General features: G+C 38.8%; 21 protein-coding genes and 1 pseudogene. 8 read left to right on the top strand and 14 right to left on the bottom strand.

Translation table 11 applies throughout. The features are described 5' to 3' along the window. Positions 1 to 133 precede the first annotated feature (133 nt). Together MHB83_RS07740 and MHB83_RS07735 are read left to right on the top strand one after the other, a co-directional pair. Positions 134 to 586 carry a MarR family transcriptional regulator gene (locus MHB83_RS07740; RefSeq protein ID WP_050945644.1) on the top strand — a complete coding sequence of 151 codons (453 nt, stop codon included), beginning with the start codon at positions 134 to 136 and terminating at the stop codon, positions 584 to 586. 56 nt (positions 587 to 642) lie between these two features. Continuing rightward, positions 643 to 1,542 (top strand): alpha/beta hydrolase, encoded by a 900-nt coding sequence (locus MHB83_RS07735; RefSeq protein ID WP_340900884.1) that lies wholly within the window; start codon positions 643 to 645, stop codon positions 1,540 to 1,542. A gap of 32 nt (positions 1,543 to 1,574) precedes the next feature. Here the strand turns inward: MHB83_RS07735 and MHB83_RS07730 are convergent, their stop codons facing one another. Further along, positions 1,575 to 2,723 carry a type II asparaginase gene (locus MHB83_RS07730; RefSeq protein WP_268459887.1) on the bottom strand — a complete coding sequence of 383 codons (1,149 nt, stop codon included), beginning with the start codon at positions 2,721 to 2,723 and terminating at the stop codon, positions 1,575 to 1,577. Between the two features lie 272 nt (positions 2,724 to 2,995). On the opposite strand from MHB83_RS07730, the gene MHB83_RS07725 reads away from it, so the two are divergent. Further along, positions 2,996 to 3,364, top strand: coding sequence for a UPF0715 family protein (locus MHB83_RS07725; protein ID WP_050945641.1), 369 nt, complete (start codon positions 2,996 to 2,998; stop codon positions 3,362 to 3,364). On the opposite strand, the gene MHB83_RS07720 is transcribed toward MHB83_RS07725, so the two are convergent. The 7 genes from MHB83_RS07720 to MHB83_RS07690 form a co-directional block, all read right to left on the bottom strand. Next, the gene (locus MHB83_RS07720; protein ID WP_342496785.1) at positions 3,361 to 4,371 is read right to left on the bottom strand and encodes an alpha/beta fold hydrolase; all 1,011 of its coding nucleotides are present in this window, start codon (positions 4,369 to 4,371) and stop codon (positions 3,361 to 3,363) included. The genes MHB83_RS07725 and MHB83_RS07720 overlap by 4 nt on opposite strands. After that, on the bottom strand, positions 4,368 to 5,120 hold the full coding sequence (locus MHB83_RS07715; RefSeq protein WP_342496784.1) for a MerR family transcriptional regulator: 753 nt from the start codon (positions 5,118 to 5,120) through the stop codon (positions 4,368 to 4,370). Before MHB83_RS07715 ends, MHB83_RS07720 begins: the two co-directional genes overlap by 4 nt. Before the next feature lie 105 nt (positions 5,121 to 5,225). Next, positions 5,226 to 5,987 carry an SDR family NAD(P)-dependent oxidoreductase gene (locus tag MHB83_RS07710; protein ID WP_050945638.1) on the bottom strand — a complete coding sequence of 254 codons (762 nt, stop codon included), beginning with the start codon at positions 5,985 to 5,987 and terminating at the stop codon, positions 5,226 to 5,228. Between the two features lie 105 nt (positions 5,988 to 6,092). Beyond that, positions 6,093 to 6,458 (bottom strand): MmcQ/YjbR family DNA-binding protein, encoded by a 366-nt coding sequence (locus MHB83_RS07705; protein WP_003213869.1) that lies wholly within the window; start codon positions 6,456 to 6,458, stop codon positions 6,093 to 6,095. 140 nt (positions 6,459 to 6,598) lie between these two features. Further along, positions 6,599 to 7,492 carry an alpha/beta hydrolase gene (locus MHB83_RS07700; RefSeq protein WP_342496783.1) on the bottom strand — a complete coding sequence of 298 codons (894 nt, stop codon included), beginning with the start codon at positions 7,490 to 7,492 and terminating at the stop codon, positions 6,599 to 6,601. A 195-nt stretch (positions 7,493 to 7,687) separates the two neighbouring features. Beyond that, on the bottom strand, positions 7,688 to 9,127 hold the full coding sequence (locus MHB83_RS07695) for a DHA2 family efflux MFS transporter permease subunit (RefSeq protein ID WP_050945631.1): 1,440 nt from the start codon (positions 9,125 to 9,127) through the stop codon (positions 7,688 to 7,690). Positions 9,128 to 9,199: 72 nt separating this feature from the next. Continuing rightward, positions 9,200 to 9,778, bottom strand: a complete 579-nt coding sequence (locus MHB83_RS07690; RefSeq protein ID WP_050945624.1) for a TetR/AcrR family transcriptional regulator — start codon at positions 9,776 to 9,778, stop codon at positions 9,200 to 9,202. Between the two features lie 305 nt (positions 9,779 to 10,083). Here MHB83_RS07690 and MHB83_RS07685 point away from each other — a divergent pair, with 305 nt between their 5' ends. Then, entirely contained in the window at positions 10,084 to 10,815 is a 732-nt protein-coding gene (locus MHB83_RS07685; RefSeq protein WP_003214284.1) for a glycoside hydrolase family 16 protein, read from the top strand. Between the two features lie 41 nt (positions 10,816 to 10,856). On the opposite strand, the gene MHB83_RS07680 is transcribed toward MHB83_RS07685, so the two are convergent. Further along, positions 10,857 to 11,258 (bottom strand): MerR family transcriptional regulator, encoded by a 402-nt coding sequence (locus tag MHB83_RS07680; protein WP_137055575.1) that lies wholly within the window; start codon positions 11,256 to 11,258, stop codon positions 10,857 to 10,859. A 217-nt stretch (positions 11,259 to 11,475) separates the two neighbouring features. On the opposite strand from MHB83_RS07680, the gene MHB83_RS07675 reads away from it, so the two are divergent. After that, positions 11,476 to 12,525: an NAD(P)-dependent alcohol dehydrogenase gene (locus MHB83_RS07675; RefSeq protein WP_253621820.1), complete on the top strand. Its 1,050-nt coding sequence runs from the start codon at positions 11,476 to 11,478 to the stop codon at positions 12,523 to 12,525. A gap of 248 nt (positions 12,526 to 12,773) precedes the next feature. Further along, the gene (locus MHB83_RS07670; protein ID WP_003214090.1) at positions 12,774 to 13,235 is read left to right on the top strand and encodes a CarD family transcriptional regulator; all 462 of its coding nucleotides are present in this window, start codon (positions 12,774 to 12,776) and stop codon (positions 13,233 to 13,235) included. Between the two features lie 279 nt (positions 13,236 to 13,514). On the opposite strand, the gene MHB83_RS07665 is transcribed toward MHB83_RS07670, so the two are convergent. The 4 genes from MHB83_RS07665 to MHB83_RS07650 all read right to left on the bottom strand — a co-directional run bounded on the left by MHB83_RS07665 (position 13,515) and on the right by MHB83_RS07650 (position 16,106). Continuing rightward, positions 13,515 to 13,718, bottom strand: a complete 204-nt coding sequence (locus MHB83_RS07665; protein ID WP_003214229.1) for a cold-shock protein — start codon at positions 13,716 to 13,718, stop codon at positions 13,515 to 13,517. A 359-nt stretch (positions 13,719 to 14,077) separates the two neighbouring features. Continuing rightward, complete coding sequence (locus MHB83_RS07660) at positions 14,078 to 14,455, bottom strand: hypothetical protein (RefSeq protein ID WP_113386744.1); 378 nt, start codon at positions 14,453 to 14,455, stop codon at positions 14,078 to 14,080. Positions 14,456 to 14,824: 369 nt separating this feature from the next. Next, positions 14,825 to 15,625 carry an alpha/beta hydrolase gene (locus MHB83_RS07655; RefSeq protein ID WP_050945601.1) on the bottom strand — a complete coding sequence of 267 codons (801 nt, stop codon included), beginning with the start codon at positions 15,623 to 15,625 and terminating at the stop codon, positions 14,825 to 14,827. A gap of 145 nt (positions 15,626 to 15,770) precedes the next feature. Next, positions 15,771 to 16,106: a helix-turn-helix domain-containing protein gene (locus MHB83_RS07650; RefSeq protein WP_034620215.1), complete on the bottom strand. Its 336-nt coding sequence runs from the start codon at positions 16,104 to 16,106 to the stop codon at positions 15,771 to 15,773. Between the two features lie 177 nt (positions 16,107 to 16,283). Between MHB83_RS07650 and MHB83_RS07645 the strand changes: the two genes are divergently transcribed. Next, on the top strand, positions 16,284 to 17,276 hold the full coding sequence (locus MHB83_RS07645; RefSeq protein ID WP_050945598.1) for an NAD(P)-dependent alcohol dehydrogenase: 993 nt from the start codon (positions 16,284 to 16,286) through the stop codon (positions 17,274 to 17,276). A gap of 130 nt (positions 17,277 to 17,406) precedes the next feature. Here the strand turns inward: MHB83_RS07645 and MHB83_RS07640 are convergent, their stop codons facing one another. Further along, positions 17,407 to 17,748 (bottom strand): hypothetical protein, encoded by a 342-nt coding sequence (locus tag MHB83_RS07640; protein ID WP_050945593.1) that lies wholly within the window; start codon positions 17,746 to 17,748, stop codon positions 17,407 to 17,409. 235 nt (positions 17,749 to 17,983) lie between these two features. On the opposite strand from MHB83_RS07640, the pseudogene MHB83_RS07635 reads away from it, so the two are divergent. Further along, positions 17,984 to 18,127, top strand: a pseudogene (locus tag MHB83_RS07635) (site-specific integrase); the annotation flags it as partial. Positions 18,128 to 18,595: the final 468 nt, after the last annotated feature.

Here is an 18,595-nt window from a genome sequence, read left to right as displayed (position 1 = left end):
ATTATAAATGGATCTTTTTCAAAATACAATGAAAAAGTCGTCGAAACAATCACTCATGCCATCTCCTCATTTAAATTCCCTTAATATTTAACTTCACTTAACTATAAACATTGCCTATAATGGAGTAGAGGTGATGTCATTGGATGCAGAAATCATTCATTACAGTAAAAAAATCATTGAATACTCGAATGCACTAGGCTCCATCTACGTAGAAGAGTATCAACGATTTTTAAAACATGAATATGCAGATTTATCAGCCAAACAAGAGCTGACACTTGAATTATTACGGACAAAAACAAGAACAATCAACGAACTAGCTGATTACTTTTCCATTTCGGCAAGTGCCGCCAGCCAGCTTGTATCAAAGCTTGAACAACTTGGCTATGTCAAACGAGAAATTAATCCACATAACCGGCGGGAAATCATTGTTGATTTTGCTGAAAAGGGTCATGACTTTCACAAGAATACAGAAGAAATTCAATTGCACCTCATTCAAAAATACTATGCAAAGCTTCCAAAAGAAGATTTAAAAACATTATTGTCTCTATACGAAAAAATCTATCAGATTGCCAAAGAAACGCCTTAATCCGGTGTTTCTTTCTCCGACATTTAAGTTAGATAAACTATTAAGGGGATGAAAGTATGGATAGTATTCATTTACAAGATGGACGTCATATTGGTTTGTGTGAATACGGGGATCTTGAAGGGTTTCCAGTATTCTTTTTTCATGGAACTCCTGGATCAAGAGTGATGTTTTTAGATGATGACCCCATTTCTAAAGAGCTCGGTGTTCGTCTCATCTGTTTAGACAGACCAGGATTTGGTTTATCTACCCCTCAACCTGAACGTACGATTTTAGATTGGGCAAAAGATGTGTTGGAAGTCGCAGATCATCTTGGCGTTCACCATTTTTCAGTGATGGGTGTATCTGGAGGGGGCGCATTCGCTGCTGGCTGTGCTTATCAATTGCCGAACCGAGTCCTTTCAGCCGCTCTGATTTCAAGTACAACGCCATTTCAGGACGGAAAACCGCCTAAAAGTATGCTCAAAGAAAACAAATTGGCTTTTTTCCTCAGTAAGAAGTTCCCTTGGCTATTGAAAGCAAGCTACCGTTCTCAGAAAAAAATGATTGAGAACAAACCAGAGAAATTTAAGAAGCTGGCCAAAAACGGGAACAAGCATTTACATCCATGGGACCGTCAATTTCTTCAAACCGAAGAGCAATTAGAGATGATGATGACACATTTACACGAAGCCACTCGTCAATCGGTGGATGAATGTATTCATGAACCAGATTTGCTCTCGCGTCCGTGGGCATTTGATATGAAGGATATACAAATCCCTGTTGATGTATGGCATGGAAAAGAAGATGCGATGGCTCCTTTTGCCGAAATAGAAAAAATGGCGCCTAGCATTCCAAACGTCAAAACCTATTATATCGATGAAGCGGGACATTTTCTTACAGATGTAGACGATATTTGGCGAGATATTTTACTCTCTTTAAAAACACGTGCAAAAGAGCATCATCAGGAGCACGCATAAAAAAGCCCCGAAGCTTCGGGTCCCTTTCTTCATTAATATTTTTCATAATATGTCTGCACTTTACTTGGATCTTTTGTCTTCGTTAGAGCGAGCATAAGCAGAATGCGAGCTTTTTGTGGATTCAATGAATCTGATGAGACAAAGTGATGTTCATCATCCATTTTTTCATGGGTCACAATCCCATTTCCTGCACGGCTTGACCTCACGACGACTACATCTTTCTTTACGGCATCTGTTGCCCCTTTGATGGCTTCTGTTGACATCGTTCCATTGCCTGCTGCGGCAACGACTATCCCTTTCGCCCCCGATTTTACTGCTGCATCATACATGTATTTTTGATCATTTTGATAGCCGTATAAAATATCGACTTGTGGTAATTCTTTTATTTTTGATACATCAAATTCACTTTCAGACGTATGTTTTCTTGTTGGTTCGTTATAAAAGGAAACCACTTCACCAGCAATTTCTCCAATATAGCCTTGCTCAAGAGACTTGAAGGAATCGGTTGTCGTCGTGTTTGTCTTTGTAATAAAACGAGCTGATGCAATTCGGTCATTTAATGTGACCATGACCCCTTTGCCCTTTGCTTCTTTTGTAGAGGCAATTTTGACAGCATGATACAAGTTTAGCGGGCCATCCGCACTGATAGCAGATGCTGGACGCATTGAGCCAACGACTACAACTGGTTTATCACTTTTGACAACCAAATGTAAAAAGTAAGCGGTCTCTTCTAGTGTATCTGTTCCATGTGTGATGACAATCCCATCGACTTGATCATCGTTTAAGAGTTTATTCACTCGTTTAGCTAATTTTAAAAGAAGAGCATCATCCACATTTTCACTACCTACGTTCGCCACCTGCTCACCTGTTACGTTTGCAATATCCTTGAGCTGAGGAACTGAAGCAATGACTTTATCGATGCCAAGTGAACCAGATTTATATCCTGTCGTATCTGTATCACTGTCTGAACTGCCAGCAATCGTCCCGCCTGTCGCTAATACCTTAATATTAGACAAGGACTTATTCCCTGTTTCTACGGCTGTCGTTTTGTCCTTTGATTCCTTAGATGCGGTTTCGTTTTCGCTTTGATTTTTCTCTTGGGTACTTGTATTGGCACAAGCTGCTGTCGACATTAATAAAACTGAAAGAAGGACAGCACCTAACCATTTTGTTACGTTCATTCGATCATCTCTTTTCTTAAATATGATGGATTCAAAGCTAGATCTCTTTCTATAGGGTTTACTTTATAACATTCCTTCATTCATCAGCATGAGGCGAAAGTTACAGAACCAAATAAAGGAAAAAAGGTCATTATCACAATCATTTCTTTACATCTAAATACCTATTTTTTTAAAAAGGTAATATTGAGGTTGTTCAATTATTAACAGTAAACGATGCTAGATCATCAATTTATGATAAAATATAGTAAATTTTACAAAAAGGAGTTTACATATTGCAAAAGCTTCAATCATTTCACAAAATCCTAATAACACTATTCCTTAGTTCGATTTTACTCAGTCTGTTCGTATGCTTCTATCCACCGATTCAGGGAGAGCCTGCGTTCATGGTATTTTACGTTCCCATCTTTTTTGTTTGTTATTTCGTCTTTGCGGTTCCTTTGCAGTTGTTGTTTTCTTTGCAGCCAAAGGCTTTCCATCCACTTTATCTTGCTGCTTATTTACTGATCGCAATGGTTGTCATGCTTTTTGTGATCGATGGTATTGGGAGTTCAGTATCTATACCTATCGTTATCATGAGCAGTCTCATCTACTGGATCTTTGATTCTTTGCTTTATCAAAGAACGCATAAAAAAAACACCTAATGTGAAGGTGTTTTTAGCTGCTCGAGTATATGCTCACAATGATCCAAGTACGCTTGGCTAAGCAGGAAGTCTTTCGGTGCGGCGATCGCTGCTAATGTGATCAGGGCATTGGAATGATGAATGAGCGGATTCAGCATTGAATGCTCTACGTCTCTTATTGTTTGAATATGCAACCATTGAGGTGCTACTTCTTCCTCGTAGATCCTTTTTGTTTCTGCGGAATCTACGTTTCGGTCATTTTGTGCCAAAACCAAATAGATCGGTGATTGGATGCGCTTGATATCTGAAGTGGCATCGGCTTTCATGTTCTTTTGAATGAATTCATAACGATCTTTTGTCATCTCTTGATCGTCCGTTTTCTTTTGATATGTGCGAAATGCCGCGCCTTCTTCTAATAATTTGTTTTGCTCATCTTCTTTTTTGAGTGTTTTTTGAATTTGTTCTTGAGATGCACCCGCTTCTTTTAATGTTTGAAGTGTATTGTACCTTCCCTGTCTCATCCAATTGACAGCAGGCCCGACAAGGATGGAGGCTGTGATATCGGTTCGATCTGTCATTACTTTTGGGATCACCCAGCCCGCTTGGCTTGCTCCCCATAAGATGATTTGTTTTGATTGAAGATTGGGCTCTTTCTTCGCCCATTTGATCACATTCTCTACTTCCTTTGCACGATCATCCATGGATTGATGCAGCCAGTTTCCTTCTGATTGACCCACCCCGGGCTTATCCCATGATATAGACGCATAGCCTTGCTTTGCAAAGCGTTCCATTAAAGGTCTGTATCCTCCGTCATATGTGGCATTTTGTGGACCATCTCCGTGTACAAAAAGGACAATTCCTTTTATTGACTCCTTCTTAGGTGTTGTGACGATACCTGATAATGTCCCATCCGCAGTCTCCATGACGACTTCCTTTTCATTCATAGCGAAGCTGTTTTCATAAAATACAAATGCTGTGATACAAATGAAGGCCGCCACTGCGATGATCAGCCAAATCCTTTTTTTCAATTTCTATTCCCCGCTCTCTGTTCAACTGTGTACACCATGGAATCTTGGTACGTGACAGAGACTGGTACATTCTCATATAAGATCATATAAGAAGGCTGGTCAAACGGAGCTTCGTGTAGAAAAGCCTCAATTTCTTCAATGACTTTCTTTTCATCCCCGGCTAAAAAACTTTTGACCGCGTAAGAACCAGCATCCAGTCTCACATCGTAATCCTGTTCATTTGATACATAATAAGAAATGGTTGAGTCATCTTGCAGATTGATCACATAATATCTCTCCTCAAAAAGAGACAGATCCAGCTCCTTTTGGTGAACGATTTGTTTAAAGTCGAGCTCTGTTTCACTCTTTAGAAGATGATCTGGGATCTGTTTTAAATAACGAATTGGCCGATCTTGAGTCGTTGTTTGATTAAGCTGAAGGCTGTTTTGAATCGACAGCATATGCTCCAGACGCTGTTTCACTTCGCTCAATTCCTGTAGTTGCTTCTCGACCTGATCCAGCATACCTTGATAGGACAGAGTCATACCGGGTTCTTTCGAAAAGCTCTCGCTGATATCTTTTAAAGAAAACCCCGCCTTTTTTAAGAAGAGGATTTGATAAAGGGTGTAAATTTCTTTTTCATCAAATAATTGGTATCCATTTTGAGCGACCTTCGCAGGGCGGACGAGATCCTGTTCTATATAATGACGAAGCGTATACTTTGTGATGTTTAATAGCTTACATACTTCTCCACTTGTTACATACGTCACTAGATTCCCTCCTTGTGTACATAGTCTAAACCATGTGGTTACCACACAGTCAATCATGCCATAAAAAAATCACCGAGGACATCTTCCCTCAGTGATGTGTCATTTCTATTTCATACTTGGACCAGCATGTGAAAAAATCGGATCTTTCAATTCAAAATCAAATGTCTTGCCGTCAACAATACCGACTGTTTTCTCATGATCATACAGCTCGAGCAGACAAGCTGCCATTTCTTTTGATGTATGATATTTCTTGATATTGCCTTCATATTCGAATTGATCTACATCTAATGAACGCTTTGCAAATTCCGATTCTGTTGCAGAAGGTGCTAATATTTTTGCCTGTAACTTAGCTCCCTTTTCTTTCAACTCTAGTGCCAGTCCTTCTGTAAAGGCACTCACGTAAAACTTTGTGGCCGAATAGGTGACGGCATTGCCGACGACTGTATAGCCCGCTCTTGAAGAAATGTTGATCAGCTGAGCCCCTTCTACTTGCTCATAATCACGAACAAATAAAGTGGATAAAATCGTTAAGGCTTCGATATTCAGATGAAGCATATCTCCAATTTTACTTACATCCTGTTCTCCTATCGAGCCGAAATGGCCGAATCCTGCATTATTAATGAAGGTGTCGAGCTCATATTCAGCCAATGATTCATAAAATGAATACACTTGCTCCATGTCGGTTAAATCGACAGACTGTATATTTACTTCGATATCGGGATATTGATCAAGAATTTCCTTCTTCAGTTCTTGGAGTTTCTCGAGCCGGCGTGCAGCTAAAATAAGATTTTTGCCTCGTGCTGCAAAGGCCAGTGCCGCCTCATATCCAATACCTGAACTTGCTCCTGTAATGACTGTATAGCTCATTTTATATCCCCCTATGAACGTCTTCTAACTAGTTAAATTATAACGACAGCACTTCGCTCTAGTCAATTTTGAAGAGAATCACAGGGGTGATTAGCTTGTCTATCTTCATTCATCATGTTGGAGGATGTCATGTTGAGATTTTTTTGTTAATTTGTGAAAAACCAATTGGTAGGAATGTTCGATTAACTCCTCTACAAATGAAGCTGGAATGTCTGCATCAAGGTAGATGGAATTCCAATGAGTCTTATTCATATAATAGCCAGGAATAATCCCCTCATGCATCTCTCTTAGTTCTTCAGCACGTTGAGGGTCACATTTTAAAGTGATCACAGGCTTTCGATTCGCATCTCCGCCCATCATAGCAAACATCTTTCCACCAATATGATATCGATCTGCCTGCCATTCTGGCTGATAATCATGGGTGACTCCTTTTAAAGAAAGGCAAAATGCCTGTAGATTCTCTTTTTCCATTAGATTCGCTCCTTTTTAAGTCGTCTTCTATCTTTCTATTATATCGACAATGAAGGCATATATCTGATTTTTTTCATTCACTTCACAACAATAAAGCACAGACCCGCTGGGTTCTGTGCTTTTCTATCAATGCTTCTTTCTTATTCAAACGCCTTCTTCAATTGATCACTCATGAGATGCCAAGCCTCTTCAGCTATTTCTAAATCTCCGGCATGCGTGAAGGCGTGGGGAACTCCTTTAAACTGTCTGTACGTGACGTCTATCCCTGCTTCTTTTAACTTCTCCGCATATTGTTCGGCTTCTTGAGCTAGCGAATCTCTTTCAGCTGTGATAACGAGAGCTGGTGGCATTTGTGCCAAGGCTGAACGATCGGCAAAGATTGGAGAAACGAGCGGATTGCGCGGATCTTGGCCTTGCAGATAGAAGGCATTAAAGAGCCTCGCCATTTCAACTGGGATCGCTTCTTCAAATGCTGGCTTTTGTGCTGGATCAGTGGCTAAATCAAGTGGCGGATAATCAAGCACTTGATAGACAATCGGGAGTTGGTTCCCTTTTTGAATATTTAAGAGACAAGCAGCCGTTGCCAAGTTTCCTCCTGCGCTATGTCCGCCAATGGCTATTGCTTTGGGATCTATTTGAAGCTCATCAGGGTGTTCATACAGCCACTTCAGCACATCGTAGCATTCATGAAGAGCGGCTGGGAAAGGGTGCTCTGGAGCAAGCTGATACTCGACATTGACGACGATACATTGGGCTCGGTCTGCAATGACCGGACACCAGTGGTTATCCATTTCAGCACTGCCTAGAATAAATCCTCCGCCATGTAAATTCACAAAAACAGGAAGCGGCTGCTTTGATGTGTTGACTGGCTTAAATACCCATACCTTTGTTTCGCCAGCACTTGTTGGAATGTCATATTCCATTTTGTTCACTTCAGGTGGATGGACTGGTTTTAGTTCCGATTGACTCGGTAATGAACCTTCAGATGGTTGACGTAATGACTCAGCGATTTTGATTTGTTCTTCTAAGTTCATGATCTCAGTCTCCTGTCTTATTTATTTCTTCTTAACTCATTCGTTTCTTTTTCCTCTTTTCCTTCTACTGAATCAGCAGCACATTCACATTGGTTCACTTTTTATCTATCTCCCCATTTTCGCCCTCTTTGAAACAAGTATTGAGAAAATAAAAAAAGCACTGCGGCGCTAAGTCCTCAGTGCTTTTCATCTGTTTTATGAAACTTGCTGTTCTACCTTCACTCGTTTAATGAAGAAAGCGATGATCAAACCAATGACTGTCATGATCACAGCAAAGATAAATGCATGCTGGACGCCATTTGTAAAGGCGAGCAGCTTGTTCATCGGATTTGCAGGATCAGCCACATTTTCCATAAAGCTGCGGGTTCCTGATGAAAGGATTGAAATACCGACCGCAGTACCAATGGCTCCTGACACCTGCTGCAATGTATTCATAATCGCTGTACCATGCGGATATAGCTCTGGCGGCAACTGATTTAATCCATTTGTTTGTGCAGGCATCATGATCATCGCGATGCCGACCATTAATGTAATATGAAGAGTCACAATGTATCCAATTGATGTATTCACACTTAGATTGGTGAAACCTAACATCGTCGCTGCGACGATCGCAAGCCCTGGAATCACAAGCCATTTCGGTCCAAACTTATCAAATAAACCACCCATGATAGGAGATAGCAGACCGTTGATAATTCCACCTGGCAATAGCATTAAACCTGCTGTAAAGGTCGTTAGTGCCAAGGATGTTTGCAAATACAATGGCAAAATCATCATGGCAGACAGCATCACCATCATACACACTAAGATCAGCAGTAACCCAATGACAAACATCGGATATTTAAACGGGCTTAAGTTCAGCATCGGTTCCTTCATATTCAACTGTCTGAGAGAGAATACAAGAATCCCAATGACACCTACTACAATTGCCACGATCACATGCATACTGCTCCAGCCGCCGCCTTCACCGGCGCTACTAAAGCCATACACAATTCCTCCGAAACCAATGGTTGAAAGCACAATCGATAAGATATCAATTTTCGGTCTTGTTGGTTCTGTAATATTTTGCATGAAGATAAAACCAAAGACGAGTGCAGCTATTAATAGCGGAAGTGAAATCCAGAAAATCCAATGCCAAGTCAGCGATTTCAAAATAAGGCCAGAGACTGTTGGACCAACAGCTGGTGCAAACATGATCACAAGACCTATAATCCCCATAGATCTACCTCGTTTATGAGGCGGGATGATTACCAAAATCGTATTGAACATCAATGGAAGAAGCAATGCTGTTCCGACTGCCTGTACGACACGTGCCACCATTAAAATACTAAAGACTGGCGCAACTGCTGCGATAAAAGTTCCAATGATCGAAAAGACGAGCGATGTCATGAAAAGCTGTCTTGTTGTAAACCATTGAAGAATGAGTCCTGAAATTGGTACGAGAATACCAAGTGTTAATAAATATCCTGTTGTCAGCCACTGAGCTGTCGTCGCTTCAATTCCAAAGTCTAACGTTAAGCTTCTCAGCGCCATATTTAGTGCCGTTTCACTGAACAGGCCAATAAAACCGGCTGTGATAAATGAGATAATAATGGGCAGCGTTCGAATATGAGAAGCTGCTGCTTGCTGTTTGTTCATAGTAGGTTGGCTCCTTTTCTTTTTCAATTTAAATCAATCATAGGAAGTAAGGACGGTCAGAAATGAGCCACTTCAATGTCTATTGAAAACAGATAAAATCTGTTTTTCTGCAGCGAATTGAGCGATTTTTTCGATTGAATAACCAGATTCATGAATATAAAACATCAGTTCAGGCGTCATCGGAGAGGACATACAAAGTGTCGTCAGTTCAATATCCTGTATGTTCGCTTCCCCTTTTTCATCTGCTTCTTCTAGCAAATCACGAATCATTTGCCTAAGCGATTGACTGTAATGACAGTCATACACTTTGCTTGTCTGCTCTAAATTCCCAGATATCGTAAGCATCCGAATCCAGTCTAAATGATGACCGACAATGAGATGAATTTCTTCGAGCACATAACGCAAACGTTCACGAACTGGCTGGTCACTGATTTTGCTCAAGTAAAGATGCAAAGCAGGGATCAGCTGTTCAAATCTTTCTCCAAGGATCGAAAGGCACAAATCACTTTTATTGGCATAACGGCGATAAAGAGTACCCTGCCCAACACCAGCTGTTTTGGCAATTTTATGCATGCTGACATTTTCCACGCCAAATTCCTGAAACAAAGTAAAAGCGACTTCTTCAATTTCCTTCCCAATATCCTTTTCCATGATGCTTCACCTTCTTTACCTTCATCCATATTGCACTTCTCTCTATGTGTTCAATCAAAACTTTTTGATTTTCATTAGGACAATTGTACCGGTATTATCTTACGGACAACTGTCCGCTTTGTCAATCATTCTTTAGTAAATCGCCTGAAAAAGATCATTTTCTTTCATAACTTCCTATAAAAAAATAGAAGAGTCTAGTAAAATATCCTCTTTAATATCATATATTAGACCGATTTTCCATTTCGAGAGAATCATGTATGATCAATTAAGAAAACGCTTTCAAAACAAGAGAGGGGAATGCCTACATGTCTTACCGTGTGAAACGAATGTTAATGCTGCTTGTCACTGGAATCGTCTTGAGTTTGTCCACATTTACTGCGGGTGCCTCGGCTCAAACAGGCGGGTCGTTTTATGAGCCTTTTAACAACTATAATACGGGGTTATGGCAAAAAGCCGATGGGTACTCGAATGGAAACATGTTTAACTGTACGTGGCGTGCAAACAATGTCTCCATGACGTCGTTAGGGGAAATGCGGTTATCGCTTACAAGTCCTTCCTATAATAAGTTTGACTGCGGAGAAAATCGTTCCACTCAAACATATGGCTACGGGCTTTATGAAGTCAGCATGAAACCAGCCAAAAATGTTGGGATCGTGTCTTCGTTCTTTACTTATACAGGACCGACTGATGGTACGCCTTGGGATGAAATTGACATCGAATTTCTAGGAAAAGATACGACAAAGGTTCAGTTTAACTACTATACCAATGGTGTAGGGAATCATGAAAAGATCGTCAACCTTGGTTTTGATGCAGCAAACTCTTATCACACGTATGCATTTGACTGGCAGCCTAACTCGATTAAATGGTATGTAGACGGACAATTAAAACATACTGCCACTACTCAAATCCCTCAAACCCCAGGAAAAATTATGATGAACCTGTGGAATGGTGCAGGTGTCGATGAATGGCTCGGCTCCTATAACGGTGTTACACCACTCCATGCGCATTATAACTGGGTGCGTTACACAAAAAGATAACCACATTACAAAACCTGTGACTTGTCACAGGTTTTCTTCATTCAAATGGAATTGGTTTTTAGTTGATGAACGAGCTTTTGTTCATAACTGTGGATAACATCTTCATAACTTTCTATCTTGTAATCTAACCGCTTAATCGTCTCTTCGATTTCCTTTTGCTTTTCTACAAGTCTTTCTCTCTCATTGACCAAAATACTTTTCCGCGAGGACAGGGTATGATCCTCGCCCTCGATAAATAAAGCCGTATATTCTCGAAGTGCATCAATTGAGAGACCCGCATTTCTCATGCATTTTATAAATTCAATCCACTGAATATCCTCTTCTGCATAATCACGAACACCGTTTTCATCCCGCCGGATCGGTCGAATTAACCCAATATTCTCGTAGTATCTGAGCGTAGCAGTAGATAAATCAAGCTGCTTGGCGGCTTGTGCTATTTTCATTGTTTTCACCCTTCTCTTCTTCTCTCACCTTATGAAAAATGAAATTCCTTATTTTTATCATCTCCAATTTGATAGAGAACGCAAGATCCTTTTGGCTCAATTCTTTATTTAAGGATGTTGAAAAGCCTGAAGAGGGTTCTCTATTGACTTAGAGTTTACTTTAAGACGTACAGTATAGAAGTAGAACAGAATCTTACTTTTGAAAGGATGATCCAGAATGTGTCAGACGCACCAATCAAACGTTTTAAGTGTTTCACATGCAAAAGCGAATTTTGAACGGACAACCATTGAACGAAGAGCGCTTCGTCCACATGATATTTTAATTGATATTCAATTTAGCGGGATCTGTCATTCAGATATCCACAGCGCCTTTGATGAATGGGGCGGCGGTATTTTCCCAATGGTTCCGGGTCATGAGATTACTGGAGTTGTTGCGGCTGTCGGTGATGCTGTGACGAAATTTCAGATTGGAGACCGTGTAGGCGTTGGCTGCTTTGTTGATTCCTGCGGCACCTGTGAATATTGCCAAAACGGAGACGAGCAATATTGCACGAAAGGAGTCGTCCAAACCTATAGTAGCATTGATTATGACGGAGAACCAACTTATGGCGGCTATAGTCAGAAGATTGTCGTGACAGAGCGCTTTGTCGTCAGCATTCCAGATCAATTATCCCTTGATGCCGCAAGTCCTCTTCTCTGCGCTGGCATTACCACTTATTCTCCGTTAAAGCACTGGAAGGCAGGCCCGGGTAAAAAAGTGGCCATCGTCGGGATGGGTGGACTCGGTCATGTCGCCATTCAATTCGCACGTGCACTTGGCGCTGAAGTCACGGTATTGAGCCGCTCTATGAATAAAAAAGAAGAGGCACTGTCATTTGGTGCAAAAGACTATTTTGCCACAAGTGATCCCGATACATTTAAAACATTAGCCGGTCAATATGACCTCATTCTCAATACAGTCTCTGCCAATATCAATGTAGACGCCTATTTATCCTTACTTCGCGTGGATGGAACCTTAGTGAATGTCGGTGCACCGCCTAATCCAGATCAATTCCATGTCTTTTCATTAATTTCCGGCCGCCGTAGCATTGCTGGTTCACTCGTTGGCGGCATCCAAGAAACACAAGAAATGCTCGATTTCGCAGCTGCTCACCATATCGCACCACAAATTGAAGTGATTAACGCAAGTCAAGTTGATGAAGCGTATGAACGTGTGCTGAAAAGTGATGTGCGTTATCGGTTTGTCATTGATATTTCGACATTATGATCGGATTCTATCTGGAAAGACCAGCTCAATGGCTGGTCTTTTTTAATGGTGGATATCCTGTTTTTCTTGTAGTGAGATTTTAGAGGATATGTTCAAAAATCATCCAACATTTTCATGAAATCATCTCTTTTTTTTAGAACTAAATTTATTGACAAAAAATAAATAAACATGTTATTATTAAAAATTTGATTATTTTATCTCTAAGTGTGGTACCCTTAAAGTAGATACATGATATGGAGGCGGATGATATGTTTCAAATTGGTGATAACATTGTTTATCCAATGCACGGAGCAGGTATAATTGAAGCCATAGAAGAAAAAGAATTTTCTGATGAAAAACAACAGTATTATGTGATTAATATGTCAATCAGTCATATGAAAGTGATGATTCCAACACGGAAAATATCGGGTTCACGCATTAGACCTGTTACAGATATACTGGCATTAAACAATGTGATGGACATTTTCCAGCATGGCGAATCAGATCAAATACCGACATGGAAAGAACGGCATACAATTAATACAAACAAAATAAAAACGGGTAGCATCCAAGACGGTGCTGAAGTTGTACGTGACCTGATGCGTATGAAAAAAGAGAAAGCACTAAATGCAAGTGAAAAGAAAATGCTAGATGATGCCCATGAATTTTTGCTAAGTGAATTAGAGGTCATCAAAGGGATTACAGAAAAACAAATCAAAAGTTTCTGTTAAGAACTCTGCCGTCTTTTGGGCATCCCTCACCATTTTTGAATTCAAGTTCTCTGACCCACCCTTCAATTAATGAAAGAAAAAAGAATTTATTTAGGCAAATTCCGCATATTGTAAATCCAATATGCTATACTGTTGATAAACCTTTGAAGCATGAATTTTTTTACGATTACCTTGTAACATCTCCCTACTTGTACGCTGAGTAGGGTTTTTTATTGAAGAAATAAATGAAAACACAAAAAAACAGGCTCTCTACAGAGAACCTGTTTTAAAAAATGAAGATTAAGCAGTTTTTTGAACGTTAGCAGCTTGAGCTCCACGAGAACCTTGCTCTACGTCAAATGTTACTTTTTGACCTTCGTCTAAAGATTTGAATCCGTCACCTTGGATAGCTGAGAAATGTACGAATACATCGTCGCCTTCTTCACGTTCGATAAATCCAAAACCTTTTTCTGCGTTAAACCATTTTACTGTACCTTGTTCCATGTTTGTTGCCTCCTAGTGCGTTATCACACAATGTATTATACTATCCTTGCCCAAAGTATCCTCAAGACGAAAAGTCTTTCTTCATGCTATCCTTTACGCCGAACAAAAATAATTAATCTTATTGTAACATGATTCGGAAATAATTGCAATTTAGGATTTAAAAGAGCAAAATCAACGATCATACTCAATTTTGTTCTTCTCTGACTTTAAACTATTTTTTTGCAAAAAGGGTGTTCAATCCGAAAGGAATAAACAAGTTTATAACGTCAATCCATTTTTCAGACATCTTTCAGCTTTATTTAAAAGTAAGGAATAACGAAACATTACTGTACTCTTAGAAATTTGATGTCATTTTTATTTTAGTTAAGGTTAGCATCTTTATTTCTATCAATTCTTAAAGTTACTATAAGACTAGCTACGCTGGCTAAAGTTCCTACAACAGAAACAACAATTGTTAAAAAATCTGGAATAAGAAATCCTATTGGAATGAGCCCCAGAAAAGATAGAACAATAAAACATTGGTATACACTAGATATAGTTCTCACAATCAAGTGACTGAAAAAGGACATCACTAACGGAGGAATGAATAAACATACCATTATTACAATTGATATTATTAAAATGTGAGGCTGATCAAATGAAATGACATGATCCCCAGGGGAATTTTTGGCAGCCACTAGCAAAACAACTATAGACATCATGAGAGTAAGTAAAACTAGAGAAAACCTTTTTATCATGTTATAACTCCTTTGGTTGATCTTATGCGACTTAATTTCTTTTTATCAAATTATCTCATTATAACCTTTATTTAACAATATGAAAGATGCAAGGAAACTAAAAGCTGAATAAAAGAGCTTATTCAGTTCTTTTATGGACAACAATCACATCATGACTGACAACTATTCTTTAGAGGATAGTAATTAAGATTTCACAGCTAGCATACAATCGATGTATCTTGTGATCTCTTTCTAATAAAAGAGCACACAAAAAAAATACCAATGGTACACGACCCTTGGTATTTTTTAGAGATGCCCGAGAGGACTTGAACCTCCACGGGGTTATTCACCCCTGACTCCGATTTGCACATATTTTGCACAAAACCTAATCTATTTCTTTACATTTTCCGACTCAAGTCTGATTAACCAGTTATGAACTAATGAGTTAAATACATCGGGTTGTTCGATTTGCAGGTTGTGGCCAGCCATATCAAGCACTGCAAAGGTTGCCCTTGGATAGTCTTCGATCAGCCGCCACGCATCGTGATATCCAACTACATTGTCTTGACGCCCTGTGATAATGAGCGTGGGATACTGAAATTCAGATGAAATGTCGAAGGTATAGCCATATCCATTTTGAAGAATGTTATTGATGAATTCATGATTTGTTTGTTTAGAAGGAAGGTAAATTTCATCTCGAAACCTCTCCCATTCCGGTTTTCCTTGCACAACTGCCATGGAGGAAAATTCATCCGTCTCCTCTGGAGAGAGTTGTGATATCAAGCTGCTGTCACTTTTTAGAACGGTCTTCTCTGGCACGACTCTTTTATCGAATACAGGTATAGTCATTGGGGCCACAAGCAGTAATCCACGAACGGTTTCCCGGCGTGAATGAACAATACCTCTAGCTATGTACCCTCCATACGAATAACCACAAACAATAAACTGTTCATCAGGAATAATCTCGTCCAAAAGACGCAATACCGCTTCTAACATATCATCTGAGTTCTGAATAGATGGATGCGGCTCGGAACGTCCCATCCCCGGTAAGTCTATGTATATTCTTTTCCAACCGCTTTGTTTTTCAAATACCGGTTCCAATGCATGTAACATCACTTGATGGTCAAGTGTCCAACCATGTAATATTACAATTGGAAATCCTTCTCCAATGACTTTATGGTAAATTGACATGTATTTGCATCCCCTTTTCTAGCGCTTTCCTAGTAATCTCAAGCTTTTTTGTTGTTTTTCTTCATCATAGCTTAAAGTGAATAAAATCTTTGTTAGGAAGCTATGCTATGATTCCCTAACGAACTTCTCACGTAGATGGATTTTATTATGACTTTGATTTTTTTAATTGGTTTTCGCCCCATAAAAGAAGTTGTTCAAATATAGGGATCAGCTCTAGTCCTGCCCCAGTCAATGAATATTCTACTCTTGATGGAACTTCATTATACTGAACTCGTTGAACAATTCCATTTTCAATCAGGTCCTTTAATGATTGATTGAGCATTGTTCCTGTAATTCCATACACTTTACGCTTTAACTCATTATATCGAATCTCCTTGTAACTACATAGTACAGCTAAGATTTTCAAATTCCATTTTCCCGCTAATATATTTAATGCATAACTCGCTGGAGCTATCGCTTTATTCAGCTCACTTTCAGTCATATTTTATCCACCCCTTAGTCAGTTTTTCCTTCCTTAAGCAGTTTATATTGCGTACTTGTTAAATCAATTCCATTTATTATAATCAAATATGTAAACCGTGTCATCCATGTAATAGAGAGCAAAATTGATTATAAAACCCTTCAAGTTAATACTTTTTCAAGGAGATGGAGTGAGTAAATGAAAAATGAAAAGATGCGTGCTGCACAATATTCTAAATATGGATCACCGAATGTTCTTTTTGAAGATTCTATATCAAAACCTGTTATAGAATCTGGAGAAGTACTCATTCGTGTACATGGGTCGAGTGTAAACTCTATGGATACACTGTTTCGATCAGGTAAGTTAAAACTATTAACGGGTAATCAATTCCCTAAAGGGACAGGAGCAGATTTTTCTGGAGAGGTTGTTGAAGTAGGATCGAACGTAAAAAGTTATCAATTAGGTGATAAAGTGTGGGGGGTTCTTCCTATGAATCTCAGGAGCCAAATTGGTAGTGCCGCTGAATATGTAGCTATATCACCTGAGAAAATATCTAAAACTCCTACAAAGATTGATCTCATACAAGCCGCGGCATTGCCTGGCGTAGGTGCTACTGCAATTATTGCCTTAAAATATCAAGCTAAACTTAGAAGAGGCGAAAATTTACTTGTACGTGGTGCAAGTGGAGGAGTCGGAAGCATTGCGATTCAAATTGGAAAAATGTTAGGTGCTCATGTAACTGCTCTTGCAAACGAAAAACATCTCACTTTTCTTCAAGAGCTAGGTGCAGACGAAGTACTTGATTATAAAAAGACGTATCCTACTGATCTTAAAAAGTTTGATGTAGTCATGGACACAGTTGGAACTGACCTCAAACATTATAGGCGCCTGCTTACAAAGAACGGAAGAATGGTTACTATTGGATTTCCTAGTTTTTCGTCTTTCATATATATATTAGCTTCAACTACTTTCGGTTCTCGTAGAGTTCGCACATTCAGCGCAAACCCCAAAAATGAACTTTTAAAAGAATTAGCATCTTATGTAGATTCCAACAAGGTCAGACCAGTTGTTGATAGCATTTATGTTTTATCTGATGTTGCCAAAGCTCATCATTCCTTAGAAACTGGAGGTGGACGAGGAAAACGTATCATAAATTTACTTGATAAAAAACAAACCATCATTTCAGGATAAAATGGACGCTAGTTTCTTGTAAAAGGCGTTATCAAGCGGGGCTTTAGATGGATTGAGATCAAATTCTAAAAATCGATGAAATTAAAGAAAAGTTTAAAAGGAGTGAATAAACACTCCTTCTAAACAAAAATTATGAACGGTGTACTGTAATCTTATAAATGAGACGCTTATCGTTTTTATCATAGGCATAAACCAATGCTACGCCAGTTGAAGAATGAGAAGATACAACTCCAGTAGAACTAATGCTAATAATATTACTGCCGTGGATGATTTCCCATCTTGTAAAGCCGCTTAGCAATGTAATACTTCGATTCAATCGCATGTGGTAATCCATATCGATTTTATTGGCAGGTTGTACATTATGCTGTACATTCGCAGGTTCTTGGGCAGATGCTTGGTTTGTTAAAGCTGGAAAAGCTAATGAAGAAATAGATAATACTGAAACAATTAATCCCTTGTTAAGTTTATTCATAATATCCTCCCTAAAATTTGGTTTTTGATCAAAATATATTATAACATGTAAATAATTTGTATAATAGGTTATTTTCCCTAAAATATATTAACGCTTTTCAACTTACAAAACTTATTAGAAAATATCATGCGTGTGTTTTTTCCTATAATAAATCTTTTTGTAAGCATGATGAAAAATAAAATACCACACTAAAAACTTGTAATGATTAATGGAACATTAAAAGCGAAGTTTTGAAATATTAATTGATCAAGAAGAAGAATATCATACAATCAAAGAAAGACTAGGACATGCATCTATTCGGACAAAAATAAACGTATATGGTCACTTATTCCCTAACAAACAAAAGGCTATGGCTGAAAAATCGGACGACATTATATAAAAATATCGATCTCAAACAAAAAAGTCCACTTACTTAAGGTGAGTGGACAGATTTATTTAGAAGTTAAAAACCAAAGGTCTATAACCTTTGGTTTCTTAGATGCGGCCGAGAGGACTTGAACCTCCACGGGTTATTCACCCACTAGGCCCTCAACCTAGAAAAAATTTTATTCCTCTTACGAAAAGTTGATTTCACTACAATTACAACAATAGGCTTTTTATGTTCAATATCATTAATTCCAAAAAAAGTTGGGCAAAACAAGGACATATTCAGTACAAATAAATATCTATTGTAATATATTAATCCATTCTCTTCAATGGCTTATTTGCCTTGATTTCAATAAAATAAAAATCCCAAATGAAAGAAATAATTGTTATTATAAGTATTATGAAGAAAAATTTATAGGGGAAAGCTCAAATTCTCCCGCCTATATAAATAAGGTCATAAACGTAAATGTTGATGTACTTG

It is taken from the genome of Bacillus sp. FSL K6-3149, assembly GCF_038630515.1.
Taxonomy (GTDB): Bacteria; Bacillota; Bacilli; order Bacillales; family Bacillaceae; genus Bacillus; species Bacillus pumilus.
Note: the sequence above shows the minus strand (reverse complement) of the source record. Positions and strands in the feature narration are given on the sequence as shown.